This window comes from Streptomyces sp. NPDC005878 (genome assembly GCF_040629815.1).
Lineage (GTDB): Bacteria > Actinomycetota > Actinomycetes > Streptomycetales > Streptomycetaceae > Streptomyces.
This window is the reverse complement of record NZ_JBEXWK010000001.1, coordinates 176993-193692: the sequence shown is the minus strand read 5'-3', so window position 1 is coordinate 193692 and position 16700 is coordinate 176993. Positions and strand designations below refer to the sequence as shown.

Annotated in this window: 12 protein-coding genes; 4 read left to right on the top strand and 8 right to left on the bottom strand. The window is 73.7% G+C overall.

The features are described 5' to 3' along the window. Nucleotide 1 precedes the first annotated feature (1 nt). Genes ABZ404_RS00920 through ABZ404_RS00900 form a run of 5 tightly spaced genes read right to left on the bottom strand, consistent with a single transcriptional unit; the run spans nt 2 to nt 8137 of the window. Nucleotides 2–1927, bottom strand: coding sequence for an HAD-IIIC family phosphatase (locus ABZ404_RS00920; RefSeq protein WP_358835018.1), 1926 nt, complete (start codon nt 1925–1927; stop codon nt 2–4). Beyond that, nucleotides 1924–2955 carry a 3-oxoacyl-ACP synthase III family protein gene (locus ABZ404_RS00915; RefSeq protein ID WP_358835019.1) on the bottom strand — a complete coding sequence of 344 codons (1032 nt, stop codon included), beginning with the start codon at nt 2953–2955 and terminating at the stop codon, nt 1924–1926. The genes ABZ404_RS00920 and ABZ404_RS00915 overlap by 4 nt, the downstream gene beginning before the upstream one ends. Further along, nucleotides 2952–5987, bottom strand: coding sequence for a beta-ketoacyl synthase N-terminal-like domain-containing protein (locus ABZ404_RS00910; RefSeq protein ID WP_358989956.1), 3036 nt, complete (start codon nt 5985–5987; stop codon nt 2952–2954). The genes ABZ404_RS00915 and ABZ404_RS00910 overlap by 4 nt, the downstream gene beginning before the upstream one ends. After that, nucleotides 5984–6298, bottom strand: coding sequence for an acyl carrier protein (locus tag ABZ404_RS00905; RefSeq protein ID WP_358834437.1), 315 nt, complete (start codon nt 6296–6298; stop codon nt 5984–5986). Before ABZ404_RS00905 ends, ABZ404_RS00910 begins: the two co-directional genes overlap by 4 nt. Before the next feature lie 42 nt (nt 6299–6340). Then, a complete protein-coding gene (locus ABZ404_RS00900; protein ID WP_358834438.1) occupies nt 6341–8137 on the bottom strand; it encodes a fatty acyl-AMP ligase in 1797 nt (598 codons plus the stop codon). 384 nt (nt 8138–8521) lie between these two features. Here ABZ404_RS00900 and ABZ404_RS00895 point away from each other — a divergent pair, with 384 nt between their 5' ends. The 4 genes from ABZ404_RS00895 (at nt 8522) to ABZ404_RS00880 (ending at nt 13251) form a co-directional block, all read left to right on the top strand. Continuing rightward, nucleotides 8522–10117: a DHA2 family efflux MFS transporter permease subunit gene (locus tag ABZ404_RS00895; RefSeq protein ID WP_358834439.1), complete on the top strand. Its 1596-nt coding sequence runs from the start codon at nt 8522–8524 to the stop codon at nt 10115–10117. Between the two features lie 2 nt (nt 10118–10119). Next, entirely contained in the window at nt 10120–10794 is a 675-nt protein-coding gene (locus ABZ404_RS00890) for a TetR/AcrR family transcriptional regulator (protein ID WP_358834440.1), read from the top strand. Nucleotides 10795–10913: 119 nt separating this feature from the next. After that, nucleotides 10914–12146 carry an alpha/beta fold hydrolase gene (locus ABZ404_RS00885; RefSeq protein WP_358834441.1) on the top strand — a complete coding sequence of 411 codons (1233 nt, stop codon included), beginning with the start codon at nt 10914–10916 and terminating at the stop codon, nt 12144–12146. Nucleotides 12147–12438: 292 nt separating this feature from the next. After that, nucleotides 12439–13251 carry an AfsR/SARP family transcriptional regulator gene (locus tag ABZ404_RS00880; RefSeq protein WP_358834442.1) on the top strand — a complete coding sequence of 271 codons (813 nt, stop codon included), beginning with the start codon at nt 12439–12441 and terminating at the stop codon, nt 13249–13251. 81 nt (nt 13252–13332) lie between these two features. Here ABZ404_RS00880 and ABZ404_RS00875 read toward each other — a convergent pair whose 3' ends face one another. The 3 genes from ABZ404_RS00875 to ABZ404_RS00865 form a co-directional block, all read right to left on the bottom strand. Further along, nucleotides 13333–14499: an alpha-hydroxy-acid oxidizing protein gene (locus ABZ404_RS00875; protein ID WP_358834443.1), complete on the bottom strand. Its 1167-nt coding sequence runs from the start codon at nt 14497–14499 to the stop codon at nt 13333–13335. A gap of 109 nt (nt 14500–14608) precedes the next feature. Beyond that, on the bottom strand, nt 14609–15184 hold the full coding sequence (locus ABZ404_RS00870; protein ID WP_358834444.1) for a TetR family transcriptional regulator: 576 nt from the start codon (nt 15182–15184) through the stop codon (nt 14609–14611). Then, entirely contained in the window at nt 15181–16662 is a 1482-nt protein-coding gene (locus ABZ404_RS00865; RefSeq protein ID WP_358834445.1) for an MFS transporter, read from the bottom strand. The genes ABZ404_RS00870 and ABZ404_RS00865 overlap by 4 nt, the downstream gene beginning before the upstream one ends. Nucleotides 16663–16700 lie beyond the last annotated feature (38 nt).

Genomic DNA, 16700 nt, shown 5'->3' with positions numbered 1-16700 from the left:
GTCAGCTCTCCTCGAAGGCGGTGTGCAGCCGCAGATGGGCGGGGGCGGGCGTGAGGTCGCGCAGGGCGTGGCGGAAGACCACGGTGGTGGGGTCGTCGGGGGCCACGCCGGTGGGGACGAAGCCGTGGTCGGGGTAGAAGGAGGAGAAGGCGGCGTTGCGCGAGGTGGGCCGGTGGCGGGCCTGTGCGCCGCGGGCGCCGGAGGAGGCCGCGTGCTCCAGGACGGCCGCCAGGCAGCCGCTCTCGATGCCGCGCGAGAACACCCGGCAGCTCAGCACGTAGTTGTCGATGTGCAGGTCCTCGGCGTCACGGCGCAGGAACACCGCGCCGACCAGGCCGTGGTCGCCGAACCGGTCGCGGGCGTGGACCACCAGCACCGTGCGCCGCGGATCCTCCACCCACGCCCGCACCTGCGGCAGTTGCAGCCGCTCGGGGGCGAGGTGGAACTGGTTGGTGCGCAGGGTGAGCTGGGAGACCCGGGGCAGCTCCGCGGGCTCCGGCGGGCGGACCGTCACCTCGATGCCGAGGCCGTCGAGGTAGTCCTGGTAGGAGCCGGCGTCCTCGCGGAACTCCTGGCGCCGCACCTCCGTGCGGTAGCGGCCGGCCCGCTCGCGGTCCTCGTCGGTGAGCACGGGCAGGTCGAACCAGCCGTCCGCGAGCAGCGCGGCCGGGTGCAGGGCCGGCTCCTCGTCGACCCGGACCACCGCGACCTGCGGCAGCTGCTCCCGTACCAGACCGCACTCGAAGGTGCTGTCGTCGACGAAGACGAAACTGTCCAGACCGATCCCGAGCCGCTCGGCGATGTCGCGCAGATTGTCGTGCTTGGCCGACCAGTTGGCGTTGACGCGGACGAAGTCGTCCTCGCGCAGCAGCATCGAGGGGTGTTCGCGCAGCGCCCGGCGCACCTGGTCGTCGTCGTTCTTGCTGCTGACGGCGAGCAGCACGCCCTGGGAGCCGAGCTGGGCGAGGACCCGCTGGAACTCGACGAACGCCTCCCCCCGGAAACCGCCGCCGAGCTCCACGCCCTCCACGCCGTCCTCACCGAGCACCCCGCCCCACAGCGTCCCGTCCAGATCGAGGACGAGGCACTTGCGGGTCCGGCCGAGCAGCCCGGTGACGAGGTGGCCGACATCGCGGGCATAGGCCGCCAGCAGGCCCTCGGCGAGGCGCGCCTTGGCGTACAGGCCCGTGCGCGGCTCGTACGCGGGGGTGCCCTGGCCGACCAGCGGGTCGAGGTCGACCACGGTCAGCCCGGGGTGCTCCTCGGCGAGGGCGAGCAGCCCGCTGTTGAACTCCCGCCACACGACACCGAGCCGGGCCCGGGAGCGCAGGTCGACGAGCTGGCGGGCGTGGCCGTGCAGCAGCGGGACGGTGTTGAGGACGAGCGGGCCGCGCCCGGCGTCCTGGTGGGCGCGGACGGCCCGGCCGAGCAGGGCGAGCCGGGACCGGGCCGCGGCCCGGACGTCCTCGACCCGCCAGGGCAGCGGCACCTCCTCGAAGACGGTGTGCGCGTCCAGCAGGCACAGCGTGAGGCGCGGCGGGGCGCCGCCCGGGGTGCCGGGCCCGAGCAGATCGGCCAGATACGAGCCGTACGGCGAGAGCACCGGGTCCAGGAGCAGCCCGTGGCGCGCCAGCTCCGCGGTGAGCGGGGCCACCAGCGGGGCGACGGTGGACTGGCCGGTCACGGCGACGGTGACCACGGGTGCGTCCGGGTGGTGGCGGGCGACCTCCTCGCGGTCGAGCCGGGCGAGCAGTTGCCCCGCGGCGGGCAGCTGCGCCCCGGGCAGCCGGGCGAGCAGGGTCCGTACCGAGGGGTATTCGGCTTCCAGGCGTCCGGCCGCGTACAGGCCGCGCAGGGTCCGCAGCGCCTGCGGGTCGAGCCAACCGCCGGTGCCGACGGGGGCGTTGAGCGGTTCGGTGGTCGTCATGCGCGCTCCAGGGCGATACCGGACTTGATCCACTTGCTGGACTCCACGGCGACGGTGACGGCCCGTCCGCCGCCCTCCCACTGGCCGAGCAGTTCGGCGAGCTGGAGGAAGGGCAGGGCGTTGCCGTTGTTGCCCACCGTGCGCACCACGTTGACGCGCCGGGCCAGCGGGGCGGGCATCGCGTCGGAGATGCGGTCGCTCATCCGGCCCGACAGCTGAGGCGGGAGGAGGTAGTCCACCTGGTCCGCGGTCCAGCCCACGTCCCCGATGAGCTCCCAGAACATCTGGGTCGCAAGCACCGGCACGGCCGCCTCGATCGCCTTGTAGTCCTCGCTGACCGCGGTGCGTTCGCTGTGCCGGTCGCCCAGGCCGAACCAGTCGATGACCTGTCCGGGCGCCTTGCCCAGGCCCACCAGGCGGTTGAGGACCTGCCGGATCTCGACGCGCTCCCCGAAGGACTCGGCGCTGAGGACGGCGGCGCCCGCCCCGTCGCCGAACAGGATGTAGTTGACCAGCTCGGCGGGGGTGCGCGAGCCGGCGTCGAAGTCGGTCTCCAGGTGCTTGGCGCAGACGTCGCCGCCGATCACCAGGACCGTCGAGCAGCGCCCGGCCAGCAGCAGGGTGCGGGCCACGTCGAGCGCCTGGACGGCCCCGGCGCAGCCGGACTGGAGCTGGTAGGTGGGGACGTTGTCGATGCCGAGGCGGTCCGCCACCAGGTTGACGGTGGCGGGCATCAGCTGGTCCGGGGTGGCGGTGCCCATGACGACGCAGTCGATGTCGGCCGCCTCCAGGCCCGCCGCCGCCAGCGCCCGGTCGGCGGCGGTCGAGGCGATGTCCGCCAGGGAGTGGCGGACCAGGCCGGTCTCCAGGTCGACGGCGAAGTGCCGGCTGACGTTGCCGATGAACATCTCGGCCCACTGCTCGTCGACGCCGACGAGTTTGGCCAGGGTGGCGTTGTCCACGGGTTCGCCCGGCAGACAGGTGCCGACCGAGACCAGGTGGGCGACGGGTGCGGGTGACGGGCTCATGTGCGCGGTCCTTCCGGAGTGGACGGCTCGGGCGCCGCCGCGGGCGCGGCCGGGACGAGCAGGCGCTCGGTGAGATAGCGGCTGAGGTCGCCCACGGTCTCCAGACTCGCGAGCAGCTCCTCGACGGGCAGACTGCCGAGCTCGGGCAGCTCGTTCTCGACGCGGGTCTTGAGCTCCATGACCTGGATCGAGTCGAAGCCGAGGTCCTCGGCGAGGCGGGAGCGGTCCCGTACCACCGAGGGGTCGTGTCCGCCGACCCGGCACACCAGGCGGCGGGTCACCTCGGACACCCGCTGGGGGGCGCCACCGCCCGGCGGCGCCGGCGCGGGGTCCGCCGCTGTCGGCTCCGACGCCGCCGTTTCCCGGGTGATCACGTGGGGCGCGGCCGGTTCGGGGGCGGTGGCCGAGCGCCAGGCGCGGAAGGTGTCGTCGAAGACGTACGGCGGCAGTCGGCGCGGCACCCGGTCCGCCTCCGGGTAGAGGCCGTCCCAGGTGGGGTCGGCGCCCGTGCTCCACAGTTCGCCGAGCAGGTGGTGCAGCGGGTGGCGGGGCGCGCGCTCGCCCGGGTGGGCGGCCAGGCAGTGCACCGGTTCCGCGTCGGCGGGCCGGAGCCGGGCCAGCAGGGGGGTGAGCACGGCGCGCGGACCGATCTCCACGACGTGGGTGACGCCGCAGGCCAGCAGCTCGGCGGCGGCGTCGGCGAACCGTACCGGTGCGGTGAGCTGGCGCGCCCAGTACGCGGCGTCCATACGCTCCTCGTCGCCCATGACCCGTCCGTACAGGGTGGAGAAGACCGGCACCGCGGGCGGGCGCACCGCCAGGTCCGCGCCCTCGGCCCGGAACGGCTCGACAGCCGGGCGCATCAGCGGGGAGTGGAAGGCGTGCGAGACGGTCAGCGGGCGGGCGGTGACGCCCCGGTCCGCCAACTCGGCGCGCAACCTGACCAGTTCGGTGAGCTCACCGGCGACGACGGTGGTGCGCGGGCCGTTGACGGCGGCGACGCACACCCGCGCGGGGTCGCCGAGCAGCGCCCGCGTCTCCGCCTCGGGCAGCGGTACGGAGAGCATGCCGCCGCCGTCCGGCAGCGCCTCCATGAGGGCTCCGCGGCGGGCGACCAGCCGGGCCGCGTCGGCGGGGTCGAGCACCCCGGCCGCGCAGGCGGCGGCGAACTCGCCGATGCTGTGGCCGATGACGGCGGCGGGCCGGATCCCGGCGTCGGCCAGGGCGCCCGCCATCGCGTACTCGACCGCGAAGAGCGCGGGCTGGGCCAGGCCCGTGCGGTGCACCCCCGGGTCGCCCTCCAGGACCGCGTCGCGCACCGAGCGCCCGACGTGGACGGCGAGCTGCTTGTCGATCTCGTCGAGCAGGCGGGCGTAGACGGGGGAGGAGGCGTACCAGGAGGCGGCCATACCGGGGTGCTGGGCGCCCTGGCCGGTGAACGCGAACGCCACCGCGGGCGCCGTGCGCCGCACCCCGCCGTCCTCGTCACGGGTGCGCGCGGCCGCCTCGCGCAGCCCCGCCACCAGGGTCGCCATATCGCCCGCGGCGACGGCGGCCCGGTGCGGCAGCCGGGACTTGACCCGGTTGCTGGTCCAGCACAGCTGGGCGAGCCGGTCCTGAGGCAGCCGGGCCAGCGCGTCGGCCTGGGCCAGCAGATTGGGGCCCAGCTGGCGTGCCGAGCGGGCCGAGACGGTGAACACACCCGGCACCCGCGCGCCGGAGCGGTGCACCGCGCGCGGCGGCGAGGCCAGTACGGCGTGCGCGTTGGTGCCGCCCATGCCGAAGCTGCTGACGGCGGCGTGCACGGTGCCGGACGGCAGCCGCAGCGGCGATCTGAGCAACCTCAGTCGCCGCTCGGGCAGTTGCAGCCCGGGGTTCTCGTCGTCGGCGAACCGGCTGGGCGGCACGGTGCGGTGGTGCAGCGCGAGGACCGTCTTGACGACCCCGGCGATCCCGGCCGCGCCCTCGGCATGCCCGAAGTTGCTCTTGACCGAGCCGAGGGCGACGCTGCCGCCGCTGCGGCCGCCGGTGAGGTGCCCGAGCGCCTGCGCCTCCATCATGTCGCCGAGCAGGGTGCCGGTACCGTGTGCCTCGATGAAGCCGATGTCGTCGGCACCCACCCCGGCCGCCCGCCACACCCGCTCGATGAGCTGCTGCTGGGCCCACCGGTTGGGCGCGGTGATGCCGTTGCTGCGGCCGTCCTGGTTGACGCCGGTGCCGCGCAGTACGGCGTAGACGGGCTGGCGGTCGGCCAGCGCGTCGGCGAGCCGGCGCAGCACCAGGACGGCGACGCCCTCGGCGCGCCCGATCCCGTCGGCCGAGGCGCTGAACGGCTTGCAGCGGCCGTCCGGCGCGGAGAGACCCGCCTGGGTGTAGAAGATGTTGAGAACCGGCGTCATGATCAGGTTGGTGCCCCCGGCGAGCGCGTAGTCGCAGTCGCCCGCCCGCAGCGCTGTGGCGGCGAGGTGCAGGGCGACCAGCGAGGACGAACAGGCCGTGTCGACGGCGAGGCTGGGACCCCGCAGGTCCAGGTGGTACGAGACGCGGTTGGCGCCCATGAAGTAGCCGTTGCCGGAGCCGTGCCGGGCGGTGATCCGGTCGTAGTCGGCGAGTTGCAGATGGGCCCACTCGTTGGCCATCACCCCCACGAAGACGCCCGTGTCGGTGCCGGCCAGGTCCTCGGGGGCCACCGTCGCGTCCTCGACGGCGCGCCAGGAGCACTGGAGCAGGAGCCGCTGCTGCGGGTCCATGGCGGCCGCCTCGCGCGGCGCGATCCCGAAGAAGGCCGGGTCGAAGGCGTCGGGGTCGTCGATGAACCCGCCGCGTACGGTGTTGGAACGGCCCGGGGGCCGGGCCGCGCCGGGGGCCGCCGGGCCGTCGAGCCGGTAGCGGTCCGCCTCCCAGCGCTCCTCGGGGACGCGCCGGGTGCCGTCCCGGCCCTCCATCAGGAGCTGCCAGAACTCGCCGGCGTCCCGGGCCCCGGGGAAGCGGCAGTCGAGCCCGACGACCGCGACCGGTTCGGGTGCGCTCATGAGGCGGCCCCGGCGTCCCCCACGGCGAGCAGTGCGGCCAGGTGCCCGGCGATGGCACGGACCGTCGGGAAGTCGTAGGCGAGGGTCGGCGGGACCGCCAGCAGATGGCGCTCCTCTATCTCGCCGCAGATGCCGATGGCGGCCACGGAGTCGATGCCGTAGTCGGCGAGCGGGGTCGTCGGGTCGATCTCCCGGGCGGGTCGGTGCAGATGGAAGGCGACCCGGTCGATGAGCCACTTCTCCAGGTCCGCGGGGGCCAGGACGGGGGTCTGCGGGCGGATCGCGGTGCGGGTGTCGGGCGCGATGGACATGGGGAACCTCTTCCTTGGGGGCGCTCGGTGGGCCGGGCGGGCTCAGCGGCCGGGGGCGGCCAGCGGAGCGGACTGCTCGGCGCTCTGGGCGGGCGGGGCGGCGAGGGCCGCCACCGGCCGTTCCAGGCGCTGGTGGAGTACGGACAGGGAGCCGTCGAGGAACAGACGGCGCATCAGGGTGCGCTGGGTCTTGCCGCTGGTGGTCTTGCGGACCGCGCCGGGGCGCACCAGGACCACACTGGTGGCGGGGAGCTGGAACCTGCGGCTGAGCACCGCCTGGACCTGCGCGGCGAGGGCGGGCAGGTCGTGCTCGCCCTGGCGGCTCGGCCGCACCTCCTGCACCACCACGACATGGCTGCGGTCGTCCTCCTCGTCCCCGACGGTGAACACCGCGCCGCCGCCTCGGCGCAGGGCCGGGCCCGAGTCCTGCACGGCCTGCTCGATGTCCTGCGGGTAGAGGTTGCGGCCGTGGTGGATGAGCATCTCCTTGATGCGGCCGGTGACGAAGAGCTCCCCGTCCACCAGGGCGCCGAGGTCGCCGGTGCGCAGAAAGCCCGGGCGGCCGTCCGCGGTCTCGGCGCGGAAGGTCTCCTCGGTGGCCTCGGGGCGGTTCCAGTAACCGCGCGCGACGGAGGGCCCGCGCAGCCAGATCTCCCCGACCCGGCCGTCGGCCAGGGCCTCGCGGGTCATCGGGTCCACGATGAGCACCTCGCTGCCGGCCGGAGCACCGCAGCCGACCAGGGTCCTGGAGGTGCGGTCGGGGCGGGCGGGGCGCAGTTCGTGCTGCTCCAGCAGGTGCGCGTCGACGACGAGTTCGACGTGGTGGGCCGTGGTGTCCCCGGCGGAGGCGAGCAGGGTGTTCTCGGCCAGGCCGTAGCAGGGGAACAGGGCCTCGGGGCGCAGCCCGTGGGCCGCGAAGCGGGCGGTGAAGGTGCGGATGGTGGCGGCGCGCACCGGCTCGGCGCCGTTGAGCGCGACCCGCAGGCTGGACAGGTCGAGTCCCTCGGCCTGCTCGTCGGTGGTGCGGCGGGCGCACAGCTCGTAGCCGAAGTCGGGCGAGGCGGTGCCCTCGACGCGGTAGTCGTGGATCATCCGCAGCCAGCGGTGCGGCTGCTTGATGAAGGAGATGGGCGACATCTGGACGCTGGTGCCGCCCATCCACAGCGGGTGTAGCGTCATCCCGATGAGGCCCATGTCGTGGTAGAGCGGCAGCCAGCTGCCGGTGACGACCCCGGGCCCGGTGAGCATCGCGCGGTGGATGGCCTCCTGGTTGGCGGCCAGGTTGGCGTGCGTGACCATGACGCCCTTGGGGCGGCTGGTGGAGCCCGAGCTGTACTGGAGGAAGGCGATGTCGTCGTCGCGGACCTGCGGCGGGAGCCACAGCGCGGGGTCCTCGCCGTCGTCCTCCGGCGCCAGGCACACCACGTCCCGCTCGCCCGACGCGGCCAGCCAGGCGGCGAGCGCCTGGCGCTGCCCGGGGACGGTGAGGACCGCGCCGACCGAGGCGTCCCGCAGGATGCCGCTGACCCGGGCGATGCGCTCGCCCGGCTCGTCCGGCAGCGGCGCCGGGATGGCCGTGCGCCCGGCGTAGAAGCAGCCGAGGAAGGCGGTGACGAACTCCAGGGTGGGCGGGTAGAGCAGCAGCACCGGCCGGTCCGGGTCGCCCGGCGACTCCCGGCGCAGCCGGGTGGCGATCAGCCGGGCGCGGCGGTCCAGTTCGCCGTAGGTGAGCTCCTCGGGCCGCATGGCCCGGCCGTCCTCGTGCAGGTACACGAACGCGGGCCGGTCGGGGTGCTGCTCCGCTCCGGCGCGTACGGCCTCGGTCAACGTCCTGTGCATCTCTTCCCCTGTCGCTGGGTCCGGTGGCGCTCGGTCCGGTGTCGCCGGGTCCGGGCTGTCGCGGCACCAAGTGCCATCTGTCGAACCATCGTTGGCGGGAAGTGAAAAGGACCTGTAAAGGCAGCCTTGCGCCGCACGTCGCAGCTTCGGGCCTTCCCGCAGCGTGCCGTGGAGAGGGGGGTGCGGAGTCCGTCCGTACGTACGAGGAGGGGGAGTTGGCACGCAGTGCCGCGCTCTCGTGTGTCCGTCCGAGCCGCCCGGATAGGAGTCAGCACTGTTTCGATACGGCATTGACTCGATTGGCGGCCGGGTCTAGCGTCGGTAACCGCACAGCGACAGACGGCAGTTCACGCAGCACCCTCTTCCTTCCGAGGAGCGGCATCCGTGACCACTCAGCTCGCATCCCGTCCGGCCGAGCAGGACCAGGCCGCCGCCCACCGCTGGTGGGTCCTGGGCGTCCTCGTGGTGAGCCTCCTGCTCGTGGTCCTCGACACCTCGATCCTGAACGTCGCGCTCAAGACGCTCGCCGAGCCCGCACCCCAGGGCCTGGGCGCCTCCTCCGGCGCGCTCCAGTGGTCGGTGGACTCCTACACGCTCGTCTTCGCGGCCCTGCTCTTCAGCACCGGCGTCCTGGCCGACCGCTGGGGCCGCAAACGCACCCTGGTGGCCGGGCTCGTCGTCTTCGGCGGCTGCTCGCTGTGGTCCGCCTACGCCGGCAGCGCGGGCGAACTCGTCGCCGCCCGCGCGGGACTCGGCGTCGGCGGCGCCCTGGTGATGCCGGCCACGCTGGCGATCATCATGAACGTCTTCCCGCCCGCCGAACACGCCAAGGCCGTCGGCATCTGGGCCGGCGCGGCCGGACTGGCGGTCGCGGTGGGCCCCATCACCGGCGGCGCGCTCCTGGAGCACTTCTGGTGGGGCTCGGTCTTCCTCATCAACATCCCGATCGTCGTCATCGGCGTCATCGCCGCGCTCGTCGTCGTGCCGGAGTCCCGCGACCCCGGACGCGGCGGCTACGACCCCGTGGGCGTCGCCCTGTCCGTGGCGGGTCTGACGCTGCTGGTGTACGGGGTGATCCAGGGCGGCGAGAAGGACGACTGGGCGGCGGCCCGGGTCTGGGCGACGATGCTCGGCGGGCTCGTGGTCCTGGCGGCCTTCGTCGCCTGGGAGCGGCGGGCCGCGCGCCCCGCGCTGGACGTGGCGCTGTTCCGCGTCCCGCGCTTCTCGGCCGCCGTGACCGTCATCGGCCTGGTCTTCTTCGCGCTGCTCGGCGCCACGTTCTTCCTGGTCTTCTATCTCCAGAGCGTGCGCGGCTGGACGCCCCTGGAGGCCGGGTACTGCCTGCTGCCGCTGGCCGTGGCCCAGTTGGCGTGCTCACCGCCCGCGACCCTGGCCGCCAAGCGGATCGGGGTACGGCCGGTGTGCACCACCGGGATGCTGCTGACCACCCTGGCCTTCGTCACCGTCGCCACCGTCGACGAGCACACCTCGCTGTGGCTGCTCGAATCCGTCTTCTTCGTGCTCGGCGTGGGCATCGCCTGTGTGATGCCGCCCGCCACGGCCGCCGTGATGTCGGCCCTGCCCCGGCAGCGGGCCGGCACCGGCTCCGCCGTCAACACCACCTTCCGCCAGGTGGGCGGGGCACTCGGCGTCGCGGTCCTCGGCTCGGTGCTCTCCACCGCGTACCGCTCGCGGATGTCCGGCCACCTCACGGCCGTACCCAACCACCTGCGCGACCGGGCCGGGGAGTCCGTGCAGAGCGGCCTCGCCGTGGCCGACGGGCTCGGTCCGCGCGGCGCCGCCCTCGCGGACCACGCCGTCGACGCGTTCGTCTCGGCGATGCACCTCACCGCACTGGTCGCCGCCGGAGTCACCCTCCTCGGCGCCCTGATCAGCCTGCTCCTGCTGCCGGCCCGCACCCCGGACGGGCACGCCGGAGCGGAGGAAACCACCAGAGTCCACCACCCCACGGAGGTCTGAGCATGCCCCCACCCGTGTCACCGGAGGCCGAGGGCGCCGCGCCCGCCGGCCTCCGGCCCGTCCCCGCGCCACCCGCCCGGAATCCCGCCCGCGGCGGGCGCCGGCGCGACCCCGCCGCCGACCGCGCCATCCTGGAGAGCACCCTGGGCCTGCTGGGCGAGGGGCTCAGCTTCAGCGCGCTGTCGATGGACCTGGTGGCGCAGCGGGCCGGAGTCGCCCGCGCCACGGTCTACCGCCGCTGGCGCAACAAGGAAGAGCTGGTGCTCGCGGCCCTGAGCAGCCTCGACGTGCCCGTCACCCCCTCCGAGGGACTGCCCCTGCGCGACCGGCTCGTGGACCTGGTCGACCAGATCCGCCACCGCGGCCAGGACACCAATCTGCACCGCCTCCTGGCCGGCCTCCTCGGGGAGGCGGTGCACCGCCCGCAGCTCGTGGAGCGGTACGAGGACACCGCGGTCGCCGCGCGGAGGGACGCCATGCGGCAGGTGCTGCGCGACGGTCTGGACAGCGGGGAGCTGCGTCCCGGACTCGACGTCGACCAGGCCGTCGAACTGCTCACCGGACCGATGCTCGCGCGGCTGATCCTGCGCCAGCGTCCGGTGGAGTCGGCGGCCTTCGCCGAGGCCATCGTCGACACCTTCCTCGACGGCACCAGGACCCGCCCCACACCCCGGTAGCCCGGCGCACCACCCGGCCGGACACCGGTACGCACTGGTCGGCCGCGCGTACGCGCACGGCCATCCGCCCGTCCCCGCGGACGGGCCCCGAACCGCCTCCCCACCCAGGAGCCGCACCCATGAAGTTCCTCTTCGACGACCCCGCCTTCGACTACCAGGCCTTACGGGCGGCCGGCTACGCCGACTTCGGCGGCGCCCAGCTCGGCGAGGTCATCGCCGTCGCCTCGCGCATCCCCGACGGGGACACGGACGCCTGGCGGCGCGAGTGGACCGCGCTGGCCGAACGCGTCCACCACCTCGCCACCGCCGCCCTCGCCCGGGACCGGGCCGTCGACGCCCGCGCCGCCCTGCTGCGCGCCCACACCTACTACCGCACCGCCGAGTTCTTCCTGCGCGACGATCCGGCGCACGACCCCGAGGCGGCGCGGCTGATGCGGCTCTCCAAGGAGACCTTCGCCGAGGCCGCCCGCCTCATGGAGCGCCCACCGGAGTTCGTGCGCATCCCGTACGGCGACGGTTCGCTGCCGGGGTACTTCTACCGCGCCGACGACTCCCAGGGGCCCCGCCCGACCCTCGTCCACCACGGCGGCATCGACTCCACGCTCGAAGAGGGCTACTTCTTCGTCGCGGCCGCCGCCCAGGCGCGCGGCTACCACTGCCTCTGCTTCGAGGGGCCCGGCCAGGGCTCGGTCCTGCGCGAACAGGGGCTCACCTTCCGGCCGGACTGGGAGGAGGTGGTCACGCCCGTGGTGGACTTCGCCCTCGCCCAGCCGGGAGTGGACCCCGAGCGCGTCACCCTGATGGGGACCAGCCTCGGGGGGCTGCTCGCCGTCCGGGCCGCCGCGTTCGAGCACCGGCTCGCCGGGTGCGTGGTCCACGACGCCGTCTGGCAGCTCGGTGACGTGGTGTGGCTGCCACCCTTCGTCCTGGAATGGGTGGAGCAGGGCTGCGACGACTTCGCCAACCCGGTGATGTACGGGATCGCGGTCCAGCAGACCTTCACGCGCTGGCTGCTGCGGCAGGCGATGTGGACGTTCGGCGCGCACAGTCCGGCCCAACTGCTGCGCCGGATGCCCGCGTTCAGCCTCGCGGACGTGATCGGGCGGGTGCGCTGTCCGGTCCTCGTGCTCGATGCCGAGGAGGACATGTTCTTCGCCGGTCTGGAACACGCGAAGAAGGTGTACACCGGCCTCAACAGTCCCAAGACCCTGCATGTCTTCAGCGCGGACGAGGGCGGGGGAGCGCACTGCCACTCCGGCTCCATGACGCTCTTCCACGACCGGGTCTTCTCCTGGCTCGCCGAGACGCCCAAGGCCGGGGCCCCGCAGCCCGAACCGGCACCGTCCGTCTGAGCGTATCCGCTCCCGCGCCCGAGGCGGGCGGCCCCGGTGAACCCCGGGCCGCCCGCCTCCGCCGTCCGTATACGGCGCCCGGAATTAGTAATCGAATTCCCGCTGATTGATGGCCGAAATGGCTCGTGGGTGCTGCGCTCCAGGTGTTAGCGCCCTTTTAATGGTGACGTAACGACTGCTCGACTACGATGTTTATCGGCAATCGCGTGCATCGTGGGCGCGAGAGCCCGGGATGAACGGGGAGATCCGAACTAGTTGAATGCCCGGCATGCATTCAAGGGGGTTGCGTCACGTGTCCCTGTCCTCTGCACGACCCAGTCATCCGCTGCGCTACGAGGTACTGGGGCGGCTCCGGGTGACCCGCGGCGACGTCGATCTGACGCCGGCGCCACCGAAGATCGCCAAGCTGCTGGCTCTGCTGACGATCCGGGCAGGGGAGACCGTACCGGGCGACAAACTCATGGCGGAGCTCTGGGAACAGCATCCGCCGCGCTGTGCGGCGGCCAGCCTGCGGGTCTATGTGTCACAGCTGCGCAAGCTGCTCGCCGCGCCCGGACGCGCCTCGCCCATCGTCACTGTTTCCCCGGGTTACATTCTCGAAGCCGGTCCGAACCAACTCGATGTCCGGACCTTCGAGAGGCTGTATGAAAGCGGCCGGGCCCGTTACCTGGCGGCCGACTACCCGGCCGCGTCCGAGTGTCTGAGAAATGCCCTCGCACTGTGGCGGGGGCCTGTTCTGGACGGCATGTCGGGGTCTTCCGAGATCAGCTCGTTCGCCGCCGTGGCGGACGAGAAACGGCTCAATTGCATCGAGTTGAATATCGAATCCGCCCTGGCGCTCGGCCGCCACCACGCCGTGATAGAGGAGCTCAAGGGACTGGTCGTCCAGCACCCGCTGCGCGAGCCCTTCTACCGGCAGCTGATGGCGGCCCTGTACCGGGTGGGCCGCCAGGGCGACGCCCTCGGCGTCTACCGCAGCGCGCGCCAGGTCATCCGCGAGGAGCTCGGCGTCGAGCCGGGCCCGCCGCTGCGGCTCACCCAGGAGGCCATCCTGCGGGCCGATCCGGCCCGGCTGGAAGCCGTCGGCGTGACGGCCTCGCGCTGACGCATCCACCGGCCGCGCGAGCACCGGCCCGGCCCGGACCAACCCCGGGCCGGTGCGGCCGGACCCGGCCGGTGCGCCTCCTCAGAGGACCCGCTGGAGGGCTTCGGGGGTGAGGTCGGCGAGGGTGGGATAGCCGTCCACCGCCATCAGCAGGTCCGCCTCCGCGAGCAGCGAGCGCAGGACGTGGACGACACCGTCGGTACCGCCCAGGGCCAGCCCGTACGCGTACGGGCGACCGACACCCACCGCCGTGGCGCCCAGCGCGACGGCCTTCACCACGTCCGCCCCGGTGCGCACCCCCGAGTCGAACAGGACGGGCAGGCCGCCGGCCGCCTCGACCACCCCGGGCAGCGCGTCGAGCGCCGGCAGCCCGCCGTTGGCCTGGCGTCCGCCGTGGTTGGAGCAGTAGAGGCCGTCCACCCCGCCGTCCCTGGCGCGCCGGGCGTCCTCGGGATGGCAGATGCCCTTCACGATCAGCGGCAGCTCGGTGAGCGACCGCAGCCAGGGCAGGTCGTCCCAGGTGAGCGGGTTGCCGAAAATCTGCGCCCAGCGGCCGGCGGCGGCCCTGGGGTCCTCCTCCGGCGTACGCTCCAGGGCGGCCCGGAAGACCGGGTCGCTGGTGTAGTTGGCCAGGCAGTGGCCGCGCAGCTGGGGGAAGTTGCCGGTGCTCAGATCGCGGGGGCGCCACCCCGTGACCCAGGTGTCCAGGGTGACGACGACGGCCTTGAACTCCGCCTTCTCCGCCCGCCGCACCAGGCTCTCGGCCAGCTCCCGGTCGGTGGGCGTGTACAGCTGGAAGAAGCCGGGCGTGGAGCCGAACTCGGCGGCCACCTCCTCCAGGGGATCGACGGACAGCGTCGAGGCGACCATCGGGACGCCGGTGCGGGCGGCCGCGCGGGCCGTCGCCAGATCCCCGTGCCCGTCCTGGGCGCACAGCCCGACGACGCCGATCGGCGCCATGAACAGCGGCGACGGCAGCGTCATCCCGAAGAGCTCCACCGACAGATCCCGCTGCGCCGCCCCGACGAACATCCTCGGGAACAGTCCCCAGCGCTCGAAGGCCGAGGCGTTGGCCCGCTGGGTGCGCTCGTCGCCCGCGCCGCCCGCCACGTACGACCACAGCGACGGCCCGAGCGCCGCCCCGGCTCGGGACTCCAACTCCTCGTAGGTGAAAGGGAACCGCGACACCACACCGCCGAGGCCCTCGAAGTAGATCTCGTTCTGGTAGAAACCGAATGGCTGGTTCATCAAGCGGCCCTCTCCCTCGATCCCCGGCTCCGGGCGCGCACCCGGGCGCGGGCCCCACTCTGCCCTGTCGCGCCTGCTCGGCAGGCAGGGGTGCGCGAGTCCGAAGCGCTCAGTCGCCGTCTATCAGCCGTTGCAGACCGGGCGCGTACAGGTCCGCGACGCGCTCCGCCGTGGCGAGGTTCCCCGCGCCGGGGCGGTGCAGGCTCAAGGTCGCCCCGAGCCCCAGCAGTTGCCCGGCGATCAACTCGGCCCGCAGCTCCCCGTCGCGCCCCGCGAGCAGGGCTGCCAGCCGTGCGGTGATCTGCTCGCGGAACCGGTCGCGCAGCAGGGTGCGCTCGTCGTCCCGGCCGAGCGAGAAGACGACCCGCAGCAGCGGATCGCCCCGGAACTCCTCGCGCAGGCGCAGCATCGTGAGCACCAGATGCCGTCCCAGCACGGCGCGCGGCGCCGCGAACAGTTCGTCGGCGACCGGCTGGAAGTCGGCGACCGTGTGGAACAGCCGCTCCTTGCTGCCGAAGCGCTTCACGATCAGGGAGGGGCTGACGCCGGCGTCGGCCGCGATGCCGCGCAGGGTCACCTCGGCGTAGGCCCGCAGCGCGAAGGCGCGGCGCGCGGCCCGCAGGATGGCGTCGCGGCCCGTGCCGTGCTCGGCTGCGCCGGTGGCGGTGTGTTCGGCGGTGGTCATCTGCCCTCCTGGGCCGCGGGCCGCGCGGTCGTCCCCTCGACCGTACCGGGGACGGCCGCCCCGGCGCGGTCGGGCCGCCGCGCGGGCAGGAACGCCGTCGCCACCAGGGCCAGGAGCGCGGCGCCCGCCGCGATCAGGAAGATCAGCAGATACGCGTGGAGGGTGGGCGCGGTGCGGCCCGCCGCCACGAACGTGACGTTGGCCAGGACCGCGGTGACCACGGCGCTGCAACACGCCTGACCCACCGAGCGCATCAGGGTGTTGAGTCCGTTGGCGGCGCCGGTCTCGCTCACCGGGACGCCCTGCATCACCAGGGCCGGGAGCGCCGAGTACGCGATGGCGGTGCCGGCGGAGACCACGGTGGCACCGGCCACGATCAGCCAGAGGCTGTGGCTGGTGAAGAACCGTACGACGTAGCCCACCGCCATCACACAGGCGGCCAGGGCGAGCGCGCTCCGGGGGCCGTACGTGGCGGAGATCCTGGCCGACACCGGTGACAGCGCCACCATCGACAGGCCGCCGGGCAGCAGGCAGAGTCCGCTGACGACGATGGAGGCGCCCAGTCCGTACCCGGTCGCCTTGGGCTCCTGCACCATCTGCGCGGTCACCAGCGAGTTGGCGTAGAAGGCGAAGCCGATGAAGAGCGCGGCGATGTTGGTGAGCAGGACGGTGGGCCGCGCGGAGACCCGCAGGTCGACGATCGGGGACTCGGTCCGCAGCTCGTAGCGGCCCCAGACGAGGGCGATCACCAGCGAACCGGCCAGCAGGCCGAGGGTGGGCGCCGAGGTCCAGCCCCAGTCGGAGCCCTGCGTGATCGCGAGCAGCAGGCCGACCAGGGCCGCGGTGAGCCCGAGCGTGCCGGGCACGTCGAAGCGGCCGGGGGTGCGCACGGGGGACTCCGGGACGATCCGGAGCACCAGGATCAGATCGAGCAGGCCGAGGGCGGCCGACGCCCAGAACATGGTGTGCCAGTCGAAGTTCTCCACGACCAGCGCCGCGACGGGGAGGCCCACGGCGGCGCCGATGCCGAGGGTGGAGCTCATCAGGGCTATGGAGGGCAGCACCCGGGCGGGCGGCAGCTCGTCGCGGATGATGCTGATGCCGAGCGGGATGACGGCGAGGGCGGCGCCCTGGAGGGCCCGGCCCGCGATGAGCACGCCGATGTCGGAGGTGGCGGCGCACAGCACCGAGCCGGCGGTGAGCACGCCGAGCGAGGCGAGCAGGACGCGCCGCTTGCCGTACATGTCGCCGACCCGGCCGAGGACGGGGGTGAAGACCGCGCCGGTGAGGAGGGTGACGGTGACGAGCCAGCCCGCCGCGCCCGGGGTGCTGCCGGTGAGCTCCGGGACATGCGGCAGCAGGGGCACGACCAGCGTCTGCATCACGGCGACGACCACGCCGCAGAAGGCGAGCACGGGCACCATGAAGCGGGTGCGGGGTTGGTGCAGGGGGTCGGCGGGCGCCGGCGCCGCGGTCATGCTGCTCCAGAGGCTGGTCGGGGCGGGGGTGCACGCGT

Bases quoted from the DNA above. Each gene is read 5' to 3' on its own strand.
- ABZ404_RS00900 (WP_358834438.1), bottom strand. From the start codon at position 8,137: ATGCACAGGACGTTGACCGAGGCCGTACGCGCCGGAGCGGAGCAGCAC.
- ABZ404_RS00870 (WP_358834444.1), bottom strand. From the start codon at position 15,184: ATGACCACCGCCGAACACACCGCCACCGGCGCAGCCGAGCACGGCACG.
- ABZ404_RS00875 (WP_358834443.1), bottom strand. From the start codon at position 14,499: ATGAACCAGCCATTCGGTTTCTACCAGAACGAGATCTACTTCGAGGGC.
- ABZ404_RS00865 (WP_358834445.1), bottom strand. From the start codon at position 16,662: ATGACCGCGGCGCCGGCGCCCGCCGACCCCCTGCACCAACCCCGCACC.
- ABZ404_RS00915 (WP_358835019.1), bottom strand. From the start codon at position 2,955: ATGAGCCCGTCACCCGCACCCGTCGCCCACCTGGTCTCGGTCGGCACC.
- ABZ404_RS00890 (WP_358834440.1), top strand. From the start codon at position 10,120: ATGCCCCCACCCGTGTCACCGGAGGCCGAGGGCGCCGCGCCCGCCGGC.
- ABZ404_RS00910 (WP_358989956.1), bottom strand. From the start codon at position 5,987: ATGAGCGCACCCGAACCGGTCGCGGTCGTCGGGCTCGACTGCCGCTTC.
- ABZ404_RS00885 (WP_358834441.1), top strand. From the start codon at position 10,914: ATGAAGTTCCTCTTCGACGACCCCGCCTTCGACTACCAGGCCTTACGG.
- ABZ404_RS00920 (WP_358835018.1), bottom strand. From the start codon at position 1,927: ATGACGACCACCGAACCGCTCAACGCCCCCGTCGGCACCGGCGGTTGG.
- ABZ404_RS00905 (WP_358834437.1), bottom strand. From the start codon at position 6,298: ATGTCCATCGCGCCCGACACCCGCACCGCGATCCGCCCGCAGACCCCC.